A 15,633-nucleotide genomic window follows, 5' to 3' on the forward strand; every position below is an offset into this window, starting at 1 on the left:
TCAAGTGCCGGAGGTGAGGTGCGCGACCGCCCCGAGCCCGGCTCGGGCGGCCTCGCGGACCTCGGGATCGGCAAGAGCACGTCGGAGGGCCTCGCCGGTCTCCGGGCTGCTGGGCCACTGCCAGGCGAGCATGGTCAGTGCTCGGCCGCGCACCTCCGGGCTGGGATCGTCGGCCGCCCTGCGCCGGATGACGTCCTCTGCGGATCCGGGGACGAGCACCGCGTAGCAACTGAGTGCCGTGCCGCGAACCGTGTGAGCGGGATCCTTCTCGATGCGATCCAGGAGCAGGAGAGCCGTCTCGTCCCGTGAGCCCCGGTATTCGGACAGCGCTTCCAGTGCCGATCCCCGCGCCCGTCCAGGTTCTGCATCGACGGCCGCGCGGGTGAGCGACGAAACGATCCCGGGGTCGTCGGGGTTCTCGGCGGCGAGGTTCGACAGAGCGCGAACGCGAACGACGGCGTCAGGATCGTGACCGGCACGCTCGCGCAGCAGCATCAGGACGGCCGGGGTCTTGGCCCACCGGGTCGCCAGCTCGTGAACCGCCGCGTAGCGGATGCGGCTGTCCGAGTCATTGACGGCACGGTCGAGCAACGTGGCGAAGACCTCGGGGTGCGAGGGCCACACCCGCGCGAGTCGCTGGAGGGCGGTGGCACGGAGGATCACCGACTCGTGTGCGACGGCGTTCAGCATCGGGGTGTGGTCGTCGGGGTCGGCCGACAGGCGCGTCAACAGCGTATTGAGCGCCTGGACGACTTCCGCTGTCCGGTCGTCGTCGGCATCGGGCCCGACGACGGACGGAAGGGGGACCCGCGGATGATCGGGCCAGCGCTCCGCCAGTTCGGCCAGCGCGGCGGCGCCCGCCCGGTCGTGGCCGGATCGGACGGCGAGGTCGCACAAGGCGGCCACGATACCCGGATGGGCGCTCCAGCGCCGGGCCAGGCCGGCCACGGCGAACTCCCTGGTGGCCGGGGACCCGAACGTGGCGAGGGCCCGCGTGGTCCGGAAGTCGGTGTGGAGGGTCGTGGCCGCGATCGTCGCCGTACCGGCTCCGGCGAGGAACTGTCCCCGGAGATGGAACCACCGGAGGTAGTGATCGCGCCCGGTCCAACCTGGCACGGAACACAGCGCGGAGAGCGCGGTCATCAGCTGATCGCTGTGGAGGACGGCGTAGTCGTAGTACGTGACGAAGGCGCTGATGAGACGGTCGACGGCCCGGTCGCTCTGCGCGTGCAGCAGTCCGATCTTCCGAACCTCGGCCAGGGACCGGAAGGCCAGGACCAGTGACGGCTCGTCCCCCCGGTCCAGCAGTCGGTCGACCACCCTCCCCGCATCCGTCTCGCTCAACTGGTTGACCACCAGCAGCAGCACCTCGTGCCACGCCGGGTCGTCCGTCCTCCGCTCGAAGACCTCCTCGATCAGCTCCTCCGGCGACCACGCCCGTCCCACCGTGTAGCGGTGGACGATGTCCGCCGCCGCGAGGTACTCCAGGAACGCCCGGTGGACGAATCCGTAGACCTCGCCGCCGTACCGGGCCAGGATGAAGTTGCGCTCCCGCAGCTGGTCGCGCAGCGCGCGGGCGGCGGCGAGGCACTGGTGGGGCGGGAGGCCGAACTGGGTGAAGTAGTCGCGGAAAACCTCCTCCAGCTCCTCCGCGTGGATGTGGTTCCCGGCGATGCCACCCGTTCCCTCCTGCATGCGGCGGGCGAGCAGCCGGAGCAGTTCCAGGCGTTCGCGGTCGTCGAGGAGGGCGAGGGCCTCGGCGGCGCCGGGCTTCAGGGGGATGCTGAGGTGCTTGGTGTCGCGGTCCCAGTGGGCGACCAGGACCCGTACCGCGTGCTCGTAGACGCCCTGGCGGTCGCGGGGCAGGGTCTGACGCCGGCCGATGATGGTCAGGATGGTCAACAGCAAGGGGTTGCCCGCGAGTTCCCGGATGGGGCGGGACGCCTCGACGGCACTGGTGATGCGGTCGAACAGCCGACCGGCCAGCTCGGCATCCGCCGGGCAGGCGATGGCGTACCAGCGGCGGGCGAAGTAGGCGATCCGCTCCGGATCGAGGTCCTGGAGCATGAAGTGGGTGAACCCGGCGCCGCCGAGGGCGCTGCGCTGGTAACCGATGACGCGCGAGGTGACAACCACGCGCGCCCGGTCGTAGCGGGCGGCGAAGGCGGCGATGCGTTCGGCGGCGGCGGCGCGCACGCCCGGGTCGAAGAGTTCGTCCAGGCCGTCGAAGACGACCACGACCCGCCCCTCGGTGAGGAGTTGGCGCAGCTCGGGGCCGGGGAGGGACATTCCGGCGACGGTGTGGCGGTGGTCGAGGAAGTCCTCGAACGTGCGCTCGCGCCACTGCCCCTCGGCGTACTGGCGCAGCTCGACCACCAGTGGCACCAGGCCGCCCAGCGGGGCGAGCGGACCGTCGACGTCCTGCACCAGCGTGAGGGCCAGGTACCGGGCGAGCGTGGACTTCCCCGCCCCTGGGTCGCCGAGCAGGACCACCCGTTCGCCGCGCGGCCCGGCGAGGACGGAGAGCACGTCCTCCGTCGGCCGGTTCAGGTACTCGTTGCGCAGCCGTTCGAGGGCAGATTGCCCGAGGTTGCCCGGCAGTTCCTCCGCCGTGAACTCGCCACTCGTGAGCAGTCGGTGGACCAGCTCGCGTGGCAGCTCCACCGGTGGCGGGTTCTCCCGCACCTGCGGGGTGACGAACACCTCCCGCAGCTCGACCGCCGGGTGCTCGCCCTGCTCGGAGAGCGGGGTGAGCACCTCCAGGTCGAGCCGCCCGTACGTCTCCCGCACCCGCCGGGCGTACGCGGCGCGGGCGGCGGCCATGGACCCGGCGGTGACCTCTGGCTCAACGGCCTTGGTCAGGTTGACCGTTCCGGCCTGGATCACGTCACCGTTGACCGTTCCGGTGACCTCATTGGCCACCGAGATCTCTGGAGCGCTACCCACCCCGCCTAGGCTAGCCGCTCCACGAACTTGCGCTGCCACGGCGTTTCGACGGCGTGCCGGCTGTAGTGCTCCCGCACGTACGGCACGGCCTCGGCGGCCGGGACGCCGTCCAGGACGGCGATGCAGGCGAGGGCGGTGCCCGTGCGTCCTCGCCCGCCGGCGCAGGCGAGTTCGACGCGTTCGGTGGCGGCGCGCTCCCAGGCCTCGCGGAAGGCGTCGGCGGCGTCCGCGCGGTCGGCGGGGAGGCGGAAGTCGGGCCAGCGCACCCAGCGGCTCGGCCAGTCGACGTGCGGCGGGCGGCCCAACAGGTAGAGGCCGAAGTCCGGTCGGGGGCCGGGCGGCAGGGGGCGGCTGAGGCCGCGGCCGCGCAGGAGGCGACCGGAGGGCAGGCGCAGGATGCCGGGGACGGCCGGGTCCCAGGTGGTGGGGTCGGTCACGAGGGTCTTCTTTCGGGGGGAGGGAGTTCAGGACGCCGCGTGCAGCCCGACCGGCCCGCGCGGCAGTCCGGCGCGGTGGGCCAGGGCGGCGGCCTCGCCGCGCGAGGACACGTCGAGCTTGGCGAGGATGTTGGCGACGTGGAACTTCACCGTCGACTCGCTGATCCGCAGCGTCGCCGCGATGTCCCGGTTGCGGCGGCCGCGCGCCAACTGGTCGAGGACCTCCCGTTCGCGCGGCTGGAGGCCGTCCAGCGGGTCGGTGACGAGGGCGGGTTCGGGCAGGGCCAGCGGGAGGTCGACGGTCACCGTGGTGCCCCAGCCGGGGACCGCCTCGACGCCGTGGTGTCCGCCGAGGGCGGTGATGCGGTCGGCGGTGCGGTGGACGGTGAGGGCGTCGGCGGTCAGGGCGCCGAGGCCGTCGCCGCGCACCACGGCGCGCAGCAGGCCGTCGGCCGTGAGCTGCCAGCTGACGTGCAGCCGGGTCGGCTTCTCCTGTTCCAGCATCAGCAGCACGGCCACCCGGACGGCGTCGCGGGCGGTGTGCGCGGCGTCCGCCGGGATGGAGCGGCCGGCCTCCGCCGGGGGCGCGGCGTCGAGGTGGACCCGGGTGTGGCGCAGCAGTGGGCGCAGCTCGCGCACCAGGCGGGCGAAGGCGGCGTCGGCGGGCTGCTCGCTGAGCGTGCGGTCGAGTTCGGCGCCCTGGCGCAGGTCGAGCAGGGCGGTGACGGCCAGCTCGGTGGCGGTGCGGCGGGCCGTGGCGTCGTCCAGGCCGGGTGCGCGCAGCGGCGCCAGGATCGCGGTGAGCGCGGCGCTGTGGGTGCCGGTGAACTCGGCGATGGCGCGGGCCCGGGCGTTGGCGGAGGCACGGGAGGCGGCCGTCTGGGTGGGGGCGGCGTCGGTGGCGCGGTGGTCGGAGTGGGCGACCACCAGTTCCCACAGCTGTTGCAGGACGGCGAGTGCCCCGGGTGCGACGGGTCCGGTGCCCGCCCGGACGAGGACCAGCGCGGCGCCGCTGTCGTCGGCCGGCGTGGTGGCCACGACCACCACCGGCCGGGTCCGTCCGGCGAGTTCGGCCTCGCCCTGCCAGGGCCGGCCGGCCGAGGTGGTCGCGGCCGCGCGTTCGGCCAGCCGGGACAGGTCCCGCGTACTGATGGCCGCGGTGAGCTCGGGCGGGCCGTAGCCGTGCGTGGGGTTGAACGTGCAGACGCCGCTGAGCTGCGCGAGCGCGGTGTGCGGGACGAGGGTGTCGAGCACCTCGGACAGGCGGGGGAGGATGTCCGGCCGGGGAGCGCGCAGCACCTCGACGGCCCGGGCCAGCGCGTCCTCGGGGCGGCCCCAGTGCCGCCGCCAGGGCTCGTCCGTGCCGGCGGTATCCGCCGCGCCGTTCATGTCGTCCATGCGGTCCAGCCTAGTTCGGGTGCCGCCGTCGTGGCCTGGCCGTTCGGACAGGTCGAACCGTCCGAAGGGCCGGGCGGGCCCGCGCCGTTCCGGGCACAGGATGGAAGTCGTCGGAAGCGACCGGCTCCACAGGCCGGCTCCACAGGCCGGCTCCACAGGCCGGCTCCGCCGACGACTCCGTCGGCGAAGCCGCCGGCAACGCCACCGACTGGCTCCGTCGGCGAAGCCGTCGGCAACTCCACTGAAACCTAAGGACCTTCCATGACCAAGGCGATCGCCTTCTCCGAGTTCGGCGGCGCGGACGTGCTGCGCCCGATCGACATCGAGCTGCCCGCGCCCGGGCCCGGCCAGGTGCGGGTCGCGGTCCGCGCCGTGGGCGTCAACCCGGTGGACCGCAGGCTGCGCACCGGCGAGCTGGCCGGGCTCTTCCCGGTCGTCTTCCCCTATGTGCCCGGTGTCGAGGTGTCCGGCGTGGTCGAGGCCGTCGGCGCCGGGGTGAGCGGCTTCGCGCCCGGCGACGAGGCGTTCGGCAGCATGATGGGCGGCGCGTACGCGGAGCACGCGCTGGTGGACGCGGCGGTGCTGGCCCACAAGCCCGCGGGGCTGGGCTGGGAGGAGGCCGCCGCGATCCCGACGGCGGCCGAGACCTCCGAGCGGGTCCTCGACCTGCTGGGCGTGCGGTCGGGCGAGACGCTGCTGGTGCACGGCGCGGCCGGCGGGGTCGGCACCGTGCTGCTCCAGTTCGCCCGGGCGCGCGGGATCACCGTGGTCGGCACCGCGAGCGAGGCGAACCACGACCACCTGCGCGAGCTCGGCGCGATCCCGGTGGCGTACGGCGAGGGCCTGGCCGAGCGGGTGCGGGCCGCCGCGCCGGGCGGGGTGGACCGGGCGCTGGACGCGGCCGGGCGGGGCGGGGTGCTGCCGCTGTCGATCGAGCTGACGGGCAGCGCGGACCGGGTGCTGACGATCGCCGACGTCGTGGGGGCGCAGGAGCACGGCGTCCGGTTCAACGGCGGCGTCGAGGGCGTGGAGTCCCACCACCGGCGCGCGTTCGCGGCCGCGCTCGCCCTGCACGAGGCGGGCACCCTGCGGCTGCCGCTGCACCGGGTGTTCCCGCTGGCGGAGGCGGCCGAGGCACAGCGGGTCAGCGAGGCCGGGCACCTGCGCGGAAAGATCGTGCTGACGGTCCGATAGCCGTTCATCGCCCGTCCTGTACCCGTCTGCCCGTTTTACCTCCGTTTTGCATTGAGCTCGCCATTTTCGTACGGTTTCATCCGTTCGGAGTAATTCGGCAGGCGGACGCGCCGTGAACACGGCGCTGAGCCGTCCGGCCGACATGCGGTCCCCCGAACGGTCGACCAGGGTTGGCCGGACGTGGGCGGCACCGGACCGCCTGCCCTGACGGTCAGGAGGACCAGGCGCATGGGCGGAACGGACAGGCGGGCGGTGATCGGCGAGTTCGTCGGGACCCTGCTGCTGGTGTTGCTGGCGGTGGGTGCGGCGGTGCTCGCGGGGGAGGCGATCGGTCCGGTGGGCATCGCGTTCGCCTTCGGCTTCGTGCTGCTGGCGCTCGCGTACGCGCTCGGCCCGATCTCCGGCTGCCACGTCAACCCGGCGGTGACGCTCGGTTTCCTGCTGGCGCGCCGGATCGACGGCCGCACGGCGGTGTCGTACTGGGTGGCGCAGGTGCTCGGCGGCATCGCGGGCGCGGCGCTCGTCCTGCTGCTGGCGAAGCAGATACCGGGGCTGGAGACCCACGGCAAGCTCGGCACCAACGGCTGGGGCGACCGCTCCCAGGTGCACATCAACGCCGGCGGCGCGTTCCTGACCGAGGTCGTCCTCACCTTCCTGCTGGTCTACGTCGTCCTGGCGGTCACCCACCGGCTGGCCGCGGTCGGCTTCGACGGGCTGCCGATCGGCGTCGCGCTGGTGGTCGTCCACCTGGTCGGCATCCCGCTCACCGGCACCTCGGTCAACCCGGCGCGCAGCCTCGGCCCGGCGCTGTTCGCGGGCGGCGGGGCGCTGTCGCAGCTGTGGCTGTTCCTGCTCGCTCCGCTGGTCGGCGGCGCGCTGGCGGCGGGCGTGCACCTGCTGACCCACCCGCAGCCCAACCTGCCGGTGGCGCAGGCCCTGGCCACCGACGCGCGGGTGTAGGTCCCGCAGTCGAGCCGGCTTGGCGGCCGGGACCGTACCGACGGTCCCGGCCGCCGCCGTTCCGGTTCTCCGCCGGCCTCGTCCTCGTGCTCCCTCCGTGTCGCTCTGGGGCCTCTTCGCGGTCCTTTCGCGGTCCCTTCATGCTCCCTTCGCGCCGCTTCGCGTCGTCCTGTGGCCGCTCCGGGGCCGTTCCGGGGCCGTTCCGGGGCCGCTTTGGGGCCGCTTTGGGGCCGCTCTGGGACCGCTTTTGCGCCGCCGACCGTCCGGATCCGGCGTACCGGCCGAAGAGCCCCGGCGCCCGCCCGTCGGCTGGGTAGAGTCCCGCCATGGTGACTGTGAACGCGGAGAGCCCGGCGGGCGGGCGGCTGGCCGGCCGCTCCTGTGTGGTGACGGGTGCGGCCAACGGCATCGGGAGGGCGGTCGCCGAACGCTTCGCCCGGGAGGGCGCGTCGGTGGTCGCCACCGATGTGGACGCGGCCGGGCTGGACCGGCTGGCCGAACGATTCCCCGGCGCCGTCAGCACGGTGGTCGGCGACGTGGCCCGGGACGAGGACGCCCGCCGGATGGTGGCCGCCGCCGTCGAGCGGCACGGGCGACTGGACGTCCTGGTGGCCAACGCCGGGATCATCCCCCTGATGGAGATCACCGAGGCCACCGCCGAGGACTGGGACCACGTGATGGCGGTGGACGGTCGCGGCATGTTCCTCACCTGCAAGTACGCGATCGAGGCGATGACCGCCCAGGACCGGCCCGGCGGCTCGATCGTCTGCCTGTCCTCCATCTCCGGCGAGGCCGGTCAGCGAGGCCAGGCGGTGTACGGGCCCGCCAAGTTCGTCGCCTCCGGCCTCACCAAACACCTCGCCGTGGAATGGGCCGACCGCGGCATCCGGGTCAACGCCGTCGCCCCCGGCACCATCACCACCGCGCGCGTCGCCCGGCTGTACGACGAGCCCGGTGGCCCGGAGTACCTCGCGGCGATCGAGAAGCGGCACCCGATGGGGCGGCTCGGGGACCCGGCCGAGGTCGCGGCGGCCGTCCTCTTCCTCGCCTCCGACGACGCGTCCTTCGTCACCGGGGTCGTGCTGCCGGTGGACGGCGGGTACCTGGCGCAGTAGGGCCGCCGCCGGGCGCCCGGCTCCCGGCGAGCAGCTCGACCAGGACGGACACTCCGTCCGCCCCGTGCCCGGCGCCGACCGCCGTCCGGGTGAGGGCGAGCGCCGCGTCCAGCACGGACGTGTCCAGGCCACGCGCCCGGGCGGTGTGCGCGACGTGCGCCAGACCGGCCTCGGCGGAGGCGAGACTGCTGCGGTCGCCCGGATGCCTGCGCTCGTCCGCGCGCTGCGCGTAGCCGTCGATCAGCGGCGGCAGCAGGCGCGGCAGGCCATGGGCGTACGGGGCGAGTTCGGCTCCGCCGATGCCCTCGGCGCGGGCCAGCGCCAGGGCGTGCAGGTAGCCGTGCACGGTGGTCCAGAACAGGTCGAGCAGGGCGGCGTCGAAGGCGCTCGCCCGCCCCGGGTCCGCGCCCACGTGGCGTACGGTGCCGCCCAGCGCCCGCAGTGCGGCCTCGTGGGCGGCGAAGGCCTCGGCGTCGCCGCTCAGCAGGACGGTGCCCTCCGGGCGGCCGACGGTCGGGGTGGGGGTGAGGACCGCGGCGTCCAGGAGGCGGAAGCCCCGGGCCTCGGCGTCGGCGGCGTTCGCCCGCGCGTCGTCCGGGGAGACCGAGGTGGCGTTGACGACGGTCCGGCCGCGCAGCGCCGTTCCGGCCGCCTCCAGCACGCTCCGGGCGGCCGGCTGGTCGCGGACGCAGAGCAGCGCGAGCGGGGCGTCCGCCACCGCCTCGGCGGCGCTCGCGGCCGACCGCGCGCCGAGGGCGAGCGGCTCGGCGTCCCGGCCCGGCGTGCGGTTCCACACGGTGACCGGATGTCCGGCGGCCCGCAGCGCCCCGGCGAGCGCCCGGCCCATCGGGCCCAGTCCCAGCACGGCAACGGCGGGTCGGGCAGGGGTGGTTGAGGAAGATCGTTCGTTCGTCACGGCGGCTACGCTAGAGCTTCACGCCGACGGCAGAGTCAAGGCGCAGAGGCACGGTGGAACGTCGCGGCGGACGGCGCGGACGCTCCGCCGAGGAGGTGTCCGCGATGCGGATCGGAGAACTCGCCCGGCGCGCCGGCGTCACCCCGCGCGCCCTGCGCTACTACGAGGAACAGGGGCTGCTCACCCCCGAGCGCCGCCCCAGCGGCTACCGCGAGTACGACGAGCGGGACGTGGACACCGTCCGGGGCATCCGCACCCTCCTCGCGGCCGGGCTCAACAGCACCGTGATCGCCGAGATCCTCCACGGCCTGCCGCTTCCCGGGCAGCGACCGCCCGGCCCGACCTGCCCCGAGTTGCTCGCCGGCCTGGCCCGGGAGCGCGCCAGGATCACCCGGCAGATGGACGAACTCGACCGGGCCCGGGGCCTGTTGGACGCCATCATGGGTGCTCGGGCGCCGGGCGAGGCGATCCGGTCCGGCCGGATCGGGGCGGCGGAGCGGACGCCGGGCGCGGATGCTTCCCCCTCGGATGCGTCCCCCGCGGGCGCGACCGCCGCGGGTGCGACCGCCGCGGGTGCGACCGCCGCGGGTGCGTCCCCCGCGGGTGCGTCCCCCGCGGGTGCGACCGCCGCGGGCGCTGCCGCCGCCGGGGACCGTCGCCCGCGGTCGGCGGCACGGAAACTCGATGGCGCGCGCTCCCGGGCCGTGCTGGAGTGAGCGGATGGATCATGACGAGGTGCTCGCCCTGTTCGACGACCGGCTCCGGCGCAACGCGCCGCCCGACCCCGGCTGTCGCGTCGAACGCGACGGTGCGGTGATCCGGCAGGTGGGCCCGGAGCACAGCTGGAACGGCGTGGTCTGGTCCGGCCTGGACGAGGCCGGCGCGGACGCGGCGATCGCCGCGCAGGTGCGCCACTTCGCCGGGATGGGCCTGGAGTTCGAGTGGAAGGCCTACTCCCACGACCGCCCCGCCGACCTCGGCGCCAGGCTGCTGGCGGCCGGCTTCACCCCGGAGCCGGACGAGGCGCTGATGCTCGCCCGGATCGCGGACCTGCCCACCGACGCCGCCCTTCCCGAGGGGGTCCGGCTGCTCCCGGTGACCGACCCGGCGGGGGTGGACCTGCTGATGGAGGCCCACGAACAGGCCTTCGGCTCCGAGCACCCCGGGCTGCGCGCGCGGTTGCTCGACCACCTGCGGCACGGCACCTCGACGGTCAGCATGGTCGTCGCGATGGCCGGCGACCGCCCGGTCAGCGGCGCCCGGATGGAGCTGGTCCCGGGCACCGGGTTCGCCGGCCTCTGGGGCGGCGGCACCGCACCGGACTGGCGCGGCCGGGGCATCTACCGGGCCCTCATCGCCCACCGGGCCCGGCTCGCGGCCGAACTCGGCTACCAGTACCTCCAGGTCGACGCGAGCGACCAGAGCCGGCCCATCCTCCAGCGCCTCGGCTTCGCCTGGGTGAGCACGACGACCCCTTACGTGCACCAGCCGTAGGCCCCGTCGAGGGCGGCTGGAGCCGAGGGGGCCGGGACCCGGGGAGCTGGGCCGATCGGCAGGGGTGTACGGGGGCGCCGCTGCTCAGGATGTGCCGTTCGGTACATGCGGGGGAGGGCCGGCCGGGGTCATCGTTGAGGCACCACGAGCGGGGACCGTCCGGGCCCCCGGGGAGGAGCCTCGGCGTGTTCGACCTCTACCACCCGCGCGTCCTCGGCACGACGGCGGTCGTGCCCGCCGCCCTCGGCGGCTTCGCTCTCAGCCTCGATCTCGGTCTCGGTCTCGGGCTCGGGTTCGTGCGCCGGGTCGCCCGGCGGCGATCAGGCCGGGAGCCGTGTCCGGGGCACCGCGGCCGGATCGACCGCGTCCGTGAGCGGGCCCTGCCCGAAGCAGCTGCTGCGCTGAGCCCCGGTGTCGTGCACGGCGGTCTGCACCAGGGCGTACTGGAACGGCACCCCGATCGCCGCCAGCGGCAGCAGTATGCACAGCAGGGCGTGCCCCGGGCCGATCCGGAACGTCCTGCGGCGGATGGCGGCGACGAGCTGCCAGCCGCCCCAGCACACCGAGACGACGGCCAGCCCCAACCCCGCCCAGGCGAGCGGCAGTACGGGGGCCGGGGCGCCGGGGCTGTCCTGGCAGCGGCTCACGAGCCCGTGGATGTCGCCGTCCGCGACGAGCGTCGGCACACCGCACGCCCACCCGAGGCAGGCGAGCAGCAGCGGGCCGCCCGCCCGGAGCCACCGCGGGGAGCGCTGTTCTTCACTCATATGCCTAGTACCAGTCCGGATTCACGCGGACGAAGTGCAGCTTCTGGTGCCCGCGCTGCTCCTGGAAGCTGTCGATCCGGCCGCCCATGCTCGCGTTCTGCTGGCCGCCGCTGTGCTGGGTGTAGCGGATGTCCCCGTCCGGGGTCACCGCCGTCACCACCGCGGTGTGGTGGACGACGCCCTTCTTGTCCTGGGAGTCCTGGTCGGAGTCCTCCTCGTAGTAGACGATGTCCCCGGGCTTCACTTCGCCCGGCGGGACCTCCTGACCGCCGTGGCGCAGCATGAAGTCGTGCATGTTCTGCGCCCCGGCCCAGCTCTTCGAATAGTCGAGCCGCTGGTCGAGCCAGTCGCCGCCCGCGTCGTCGCTGCGTCCCCAGGTGTCGTCTCCGCGCCAGCCCCACCACTGGTCCCATTTGGCGTGCACGCCGCCCTGGCGCAGTGCCTCGGAGGCGAAGTTGGTGCAGTTGTCGTCGAAGACGTCGATGGTGGTGTCGTTCCAGTGCTCCAGCGCCCACTGCACCGTCTTCACCCGGTCGTACTTGGCGTTGGGCCCGCCGCGCAGGCCCACCTTCACGTCGTCGGGGATGCCCGGGAGGTTGGCGAGGGTCACGGGGTCGGAGAGCATCAGCTCCTTGTGCTGGTTGTCGGTCAGTGCCTTCCACCAGTCGGCGACCAGCCGGGGGTCCTGCCCGCTGGGGATGCCCCCGGTGTACATGGACAGTTCGGTCTGCGAGGCTTCGCGCTGGAGCTGGTCCAGCGCCTTGCGCGGGTCGGTCTCGCAGGTCGCGGCGGCGAGCTTGCGCAGTTCGGCGGAGGCCAGCTTGTCGGCCTGGGCGGCCTCGCGCAGCGCCTCCTGGAGCATCGCGTTCACCTCCTGGACGGCGTTGTCGTTCGAGGCCGCCGCGCCGCCGCTGCCGTGGACGGCGGCGGCGGTCTCGTCGACGGTGAGGCCGTACTGCCGGGCCATGTCCAGGGCGGAGTTCAGGGTGAGCTTGGCCCGGGTGATGCCGGCGCTCAGCCCGTCGAGGATCATGACGACGCCGCGCATGATGTCCGCGCCGGCCTCCAGGATCTGGGCCTGTTCCTGGAGCTTGCGGCCGGCGGCCTCGCCGACCTTGTCCTTCCAGTTCTCCTTGAGCGGGTCGACGCCGTTGGCATGGATGTCATTGACGGCCTGCCATGCCTGCTTGGACAGGGCGAGCCAGGAGCCGGCGGCGGCATCGACGTCGATGCTGTTGGCGGCCTTGAGCGCCGCGATGGTCATCGTCACGGCTGCTGCCCCGGTTCCGTGCCCCCGAGGTCACCGAGTGCGGCGTCGAGCCGGCGGGCGTACTCCTGGTCGGCCTGGTCGTAGGACCGCGCCGACTCGTGCAACTGTGAGGAGTACAGATGGAGTTGATCGACGACCGACTTCACGTGGGCCTGCCAGGCGTCGGCGCAGTCCTTCAGCGCCGGACCGGAGTCCCAGGCCGACATCGCGTCGGCGGCCGCGTGGCTGTTGTCGAGCCAGTGCCCGACGGGGCCGAAAGTCTTGGCGGCCTCCGTGAGGCCGTGCGCCGACTGTCGCAACGCATGTGTCTGGACGTGGATGTGGTTCACGGTCAGGTCCCCCTACCCGGCTATGTCGATCCCGATCGACATGGGTGCGGCCATGGTAACGACCGGTTTGGAAGGGAAAGGTCATCCGAAAGTCATGAGAAAGTAATTCGACAGGGCTGGTTGCCTTGCTTCCTGTCGGATACTGGGCAGCCGGTCACCGGCGCGGAAACCGGGCCTCGTCCGACCGACCGGGAACACGACTTCGCCTTCGTCAGCGGCAGCGTCCTCGACTACGCGGGCGCCCCGTACGTGAGCGGCAAGGCGGTGCCGGACGTCGGCGGCCAGCCGATCGGCACGGAGTACGACCGCCGGCCGTACCTCTACGGGATCTACGGCAGCGCCGCCCCGCGCGACGGGCGGTCGGTCGGCTGGAACGGCACGCTCTACCAGAGCACCGAGGTCTTCCGGTTCCTCAAGCAGCGACTGGGCGCGACCAGCGCCGCCGTGGTCGCCTACAACCAAGGCCGACTCGACCCGTTACGCCGGACAGCTGAAGGCGGGGCTGGAGGCCGAGGGGTACCGGGTGCTGCTCCAGACGGTGGACTTCGCGCTGCCGAACTTCCAGGCGGTGGCCGCGGCGGTGCACGCCGACGGCTCGCAGCTGCTGTTCGACGCGATGGACTCCCGGGGCAACGCGGCGCTGTGCCGGGCGCTGGACGAGGCCGGGGTGACGGTGGCGGCGAAGGTCACCAACGTGCAGAACTGGTTGGAGTCAGTGCGCACCGACTACGCCTCGTCGCCGGACTGCCGCAACGCGCTGTGGGCGACCTCGTCGAGCCTGAACTACGAGGACGAGCAGTACCCGGCGGTCCACGACTTCCGGACCGCAATGGCCCGCTACCACCCGGACCGGGCCGCCCTGCTGTCCGCCTGGGAGCTGGAGGGCTGGGCGGGCTCGCAGCTGCTGTTCGACGCGCTGGACTCCTGCGGCGTCGCGCCGACGCGCTCCTGCGTCGAGGCGTTCATGAACCGCGCCGAGCCCTACGACGCGCACGGCTTGATCCTGCCCGCCTCCTTCGTCCCGCAGCCGCCTCCCACCGGGTCGACCCGGGCGTGCCTGAACGCCGCCCGTTGGCAGGACTCGGCCCAGGGCGGGCAGGGCGGCTGGGTCACCCAGGTGCCGTCGATGACCACGAACTGCTTCGACGTGCCGCAGCTGCCGTACAAGCCGTAGCGCAGGGTCCGATCGACAGCCGACAGCCGACGGATTTCAGGTAACAGCTTTCAGGGAACAGCTTTCAGATGACGGGTAACAGGTGACAGATTTCGAAATCTGTCACCTGTTACCCGTCATCCGTTACTTGTCGTTGCCGGTCGCCCGCCCTCACGGCAGCCGCTCGACCACCACCATGGCCGCGTCGTCGTCCAGCCTGCCGCCGACGTGCGCGAGCAGATCGCGGCGCAGGCTCTGGAGCAGGGCGGTGGGGCGCTCGGAGCGCCAGGCGGTGACACGTTCGGTGAGCGGGTAGAAACGTCGCTGGGCATCGCGGGCCTCGATCACGCCGTCGGTGTAGATGAGCAGCCGGTCGCCGGGCCGGAACGGGAAGGTCTCCGCCTCGTACCGCGCCGGCGCGAGTTCGCCGAGGCCCAGCGGCGGGGAGGGGTGGTGCGCGGCGAGGGTGGTGATGCCGCCGGCGCGCAGCAGCAGTGGGGGCGGGTGGCCGCAGTCGATCAGGCGGACCGGGGAACCGTCGTCGGGGATGTCGAGCAGGACGGCGGTGATGAAGGATTCTCCGGCTTCGCCGCTCTCCTCGGGGGGCTCCTCGGGCGAGGGGAGGGGCAGGGCGGACAACGCTTGCAGGCCCTGCCGCTCGCGTCGCTCACGCCGGTCGCGGCGGTCCCGTCGGGACTGTTCGGCGAGCTGGGCGAGGTCCCAGCTGACGCTGCCGTCCAGGTAGGCCGCCAGGTCGGGCAGTTCGGCGTGCAGGTGGGCGGCGGCGCGGAAGGCGCCGAGCAGCAGGGCCGCGTCGCCGAGCGAGGACAGTCCCTTGCCGCGGACGTCGCCGACCAGCAGCCGGGTGCCGGTGGCGGTGCGGGCGGCCGCGTACAGGTCGCCGCCGACCTGCGCCTCGGCCTCGGCGGCCAGGTAGACGGAGGCCAGGTGCAGTGGTCCGATCCGTTCCGGCAGCGGGCGCAGCAGCACCCGCTGGGCGGCCTCGGACACCGAGCGCACCCGGGCCAGCTCGCGCTCGTGCCGCTCGCGCAGCACCCGCAGGCCGACGATCAGCACCGAGACGATCAGCTGCGCGCTCAGCTGGGTCTCGATGTTCGCGCTGGTCAGGCTGTCGCGGACGGCGCCGATGACGGTCAGCGCGGCGAACGCGAGCGCGGCGACCGCGGCGGTGGCCCGGGGGCCGGCGAAGGAGGCGGTGAGGGCGGGGGCGACGATCAGCAGCGGGCCGAGGTGGATGTCCGGCGGGGAGAGGATGTCGACCACGGTGATCAGCACGATCAGCGCGAGGGTCAGCGCCGTCAGCACCCGGCGGTCGGGCAGCCAGGCGCGGCGGCGGTCGGGGGGATGCGTCGCGTTCGAGCGGTGCGGCGCATCGGGACGCTGCCGGAGGGGCACTCCTCCTCTGTACACCGTGGAGGCGGCGGGGCGCACCCGGAAGGGCTCGACCGGCTCTCCGGCCGGTCCCTTCGACCGGCCCCTCCGGCCGGTGTTCCGGGCGACTTCCCCCGGCCGGATCTCCGGCCCGCGCTTCGATCCCGCATCCCGACCCGCGTCCCGCGTCCCGCGTCCCGCGTCCCGCGTCCCGCGTCCCGCGTCCCGCGTCCCGCGTCCCGCGTCCCGCGACCCGCCACCC

General features: G+C 73.8%; 13 protein-coding genes and 1 pseudogene. 6 read left to right on the plus strand and 8 right to left on the minus strand.

The genetic code is table 11. The features are described from left to right. From ACWGKU_RS12920 to ACWGKU_RS12930, 3 genes are read right to left on the minus strand one after another with little or no spacing between them, the layout of a single operon-like run. On the minus strand, positions 1-2,946 hold the full coding sequence (locus tag ACWGKU_RS12920) for an NACHT domain-containing protein (RefSeq protein WP_452180452.1): 2,946 nt from the start codon (positions 2,944-2,946) through the stop codon (positions 1-3). Between the two features lie 5 nt (positions 2,947-2,951). Continuing rightward, a complete protein-coding gene (locus ACWGKU_RS12925; RefSeq protein ID WP_387689673.1) occupies positions 2,952-3,383 on the minus strand; it encodes a protein-tyrosine phosphatase family protein in 432 nt (143 codons plus the stop codon). Between the two features lie 27 nt (positions 3,384-3,410). Next, positions 3,411-4,781 carry a helix-turn-helix domain-containing protein gene (locus tag ACWGKU_RS12930; RefSeq protein WP_452180453.1) on the minus strand — a complete coding sequence of 457 codons (1,371 nt, stop codon included), beginning with the start codon at positions 4,779-4,781 and terminating at the stop codon, positions 3,411-3,413. 261 nt (positions 4,782-5,042) lie between these two features. On the opposite strand from ACWGKU_RS12930, the gene ACWGKU_RS12935 reads away from it, so the two are divergent. The 3 genes from ACWGKU_RS12935 (at position 5,043) to ACWGKU_RS12945 (ending at position 8,050) form a co-directional block, all read left to right on the plus strand. Continuing rightward, complete coding sequence (locus tag ACWGKU_RS12935) at positions 5,043-5,975, plus strand: NADP-dependent oxidoreductase (protein WP_452180454.1); 933 nt, start codon at positions 5,043-5,045, stop codon at positions 5,973-5,975. A gap of 228 nt (positions 5,976-6,203) precedes the next feature. Beyond that, positions 6,204-6,935: an MIP family channel protein gene (locus ACWGKU_RS12940; RefSeq protein ID WP_380537783.1), complete on the plus strand. Its 732-nt coding sequence runs from the start codon at positions 6,204-6,206 to the stop codon at positions 6,933-6,935. Between the two features lie 326 nt (positions 6,936-7,261). Continuing rightward, positions 7,262-8,050 carry an SDR family NAD(P)-dependent oxidoreductase gene (locus ACWGKU_RS12945; protein ID WP_380348448.1) on the plus strand — a complete coding sequence of 263 codons (789 nt, stop codon included), beginning with the start codon at positions 7,262-7,264 and terminating at the stop codon, positions 8,048-8,050. Here the strand turns inward: ACWGKU_RS12945 and ACWGKU_RS12950 are convergent. Next, on the minus strand, positions 8,004-8,966 hold the full coding sequence (locus ACWGKU_RS12950; protein ID WP_452177727.1) for an imine reductase family protein: 963 nt from the start codon (positions 8,964-8,966) through the stop codon (positions 8,004-8,006). The two genes, ACWGKU_RS12945 and ACWGKU_RS12950, sit on opposite strands and share 47 nt — an antisense overlap. A 104-nt stretch (positions 8,967-9,070) precedes the next feature. On the opposite strand from ACWGKU_RS12950, the gene ACWGKU_RS12955 reads away from it, so the two are divergent. Next, positions 9,071-9,682 carry a MerR family transcriptional regulator gene (locus ACWGKU_RS12955; protein ID WP_452177726.1) on the plus strand — a complete coding sequence of 204 codons (612 nt, stop codon included), beginning with the start codon at positions 9,071-9,073 and terminating at the stop codon, positions 9,680-9,682. A gap of 4 nt (positions 9,683-9,686) precedes the next feature. After that, positions 9,687-10,460 (plus strand): GNAT family N-acetyltransferase, encoded by a 774-nt coding sequence (locus ACWGKU_RS12960; RefSeq protein ID WP_452177725.1) that lies wholly within the window; start codon positions 9,687-9,689, stop codon positions 10,458-10,460. 320 nt (positions 10,461-10,780) lie between these two features. Here the strand turns inward: ACWGKU_RS12960 and ACWGKU_RS12965 are convergent, their stop codons facing one another. From ACWGKU_RS12965 to ACWGKU_RS12975, 3 genes are read right to left on the minus strand one after another with little or no spacing between them, the layout of a single operon-like run. Then, on the minus strand, positions 10,781-11,227 hold the full coding sequence (locus tag ACWGKU_RS12965; protein ID WP_452177724.1) for a hypothetical protein: 447 nt from the start codon (positions 11,225-11,227) through the stop codon (positions 10,781-10,783). A 4-nt stretch (positions 11,228-11,231) separates the two neighbouring features. Beyond that, complete coding sequence (locus tag ACWGKU_RS12970) at positions 11,232-12,491, minus strand: amidase domain-containing protein (protein WP_401054033.1); 1,260 nt, start codon at positions 12,489-12,491, stop codon at positions 11,232-11,234. A 2-nt stretch (positions 12,492-12,493) separates the two neighbouring features. Continuing rightward, on the minus strand, positions 12,494-12,826 hold the full coding sequence (locus ACWGKU_RS12975; protein ID WP_401054031.1) for a type VII secretion target: 333 nt from the start codon (positions 12,824-12,826) through the stop codon (positions 12,494-12,496). A 484-nt stretch (positions 12,827-13,310) separates the two neighbouring features. Between ACWGKU_RS12975 and ACWGKU_RS12980 the strand changes: the two are divergent. Beyond that, positions 13,311-14,000, plus strand: a pseudogene (locus ACWGKU_RS12980) (ABC transporter substrate-binding protein); the annotation flags it as partial. A gap of 150 nt (positions 14,001-14,150) precedes the next feature. On the opposite strand, the gene ACWGKU_RS12985 reads toward ACWGKU_RS12980, so the two are convergent. Then, positions 14,151-15,305: a PP2C family protein-serine/threonine phosphatase gene (locus ACWGKU_RS12985; protein ID WP_452177731.1), complete on the minus strand. Its 1,155-nt coding sequence runs from the start codon at positions 15,303-15,305 to the stop codon at positions 14,151-14,153. Positions 15,306-15,633: the final 328 nt, after the last annotated feature.

Source organism: Kitasatospora sp. NPDC054768, assembly GCF_053612025.1.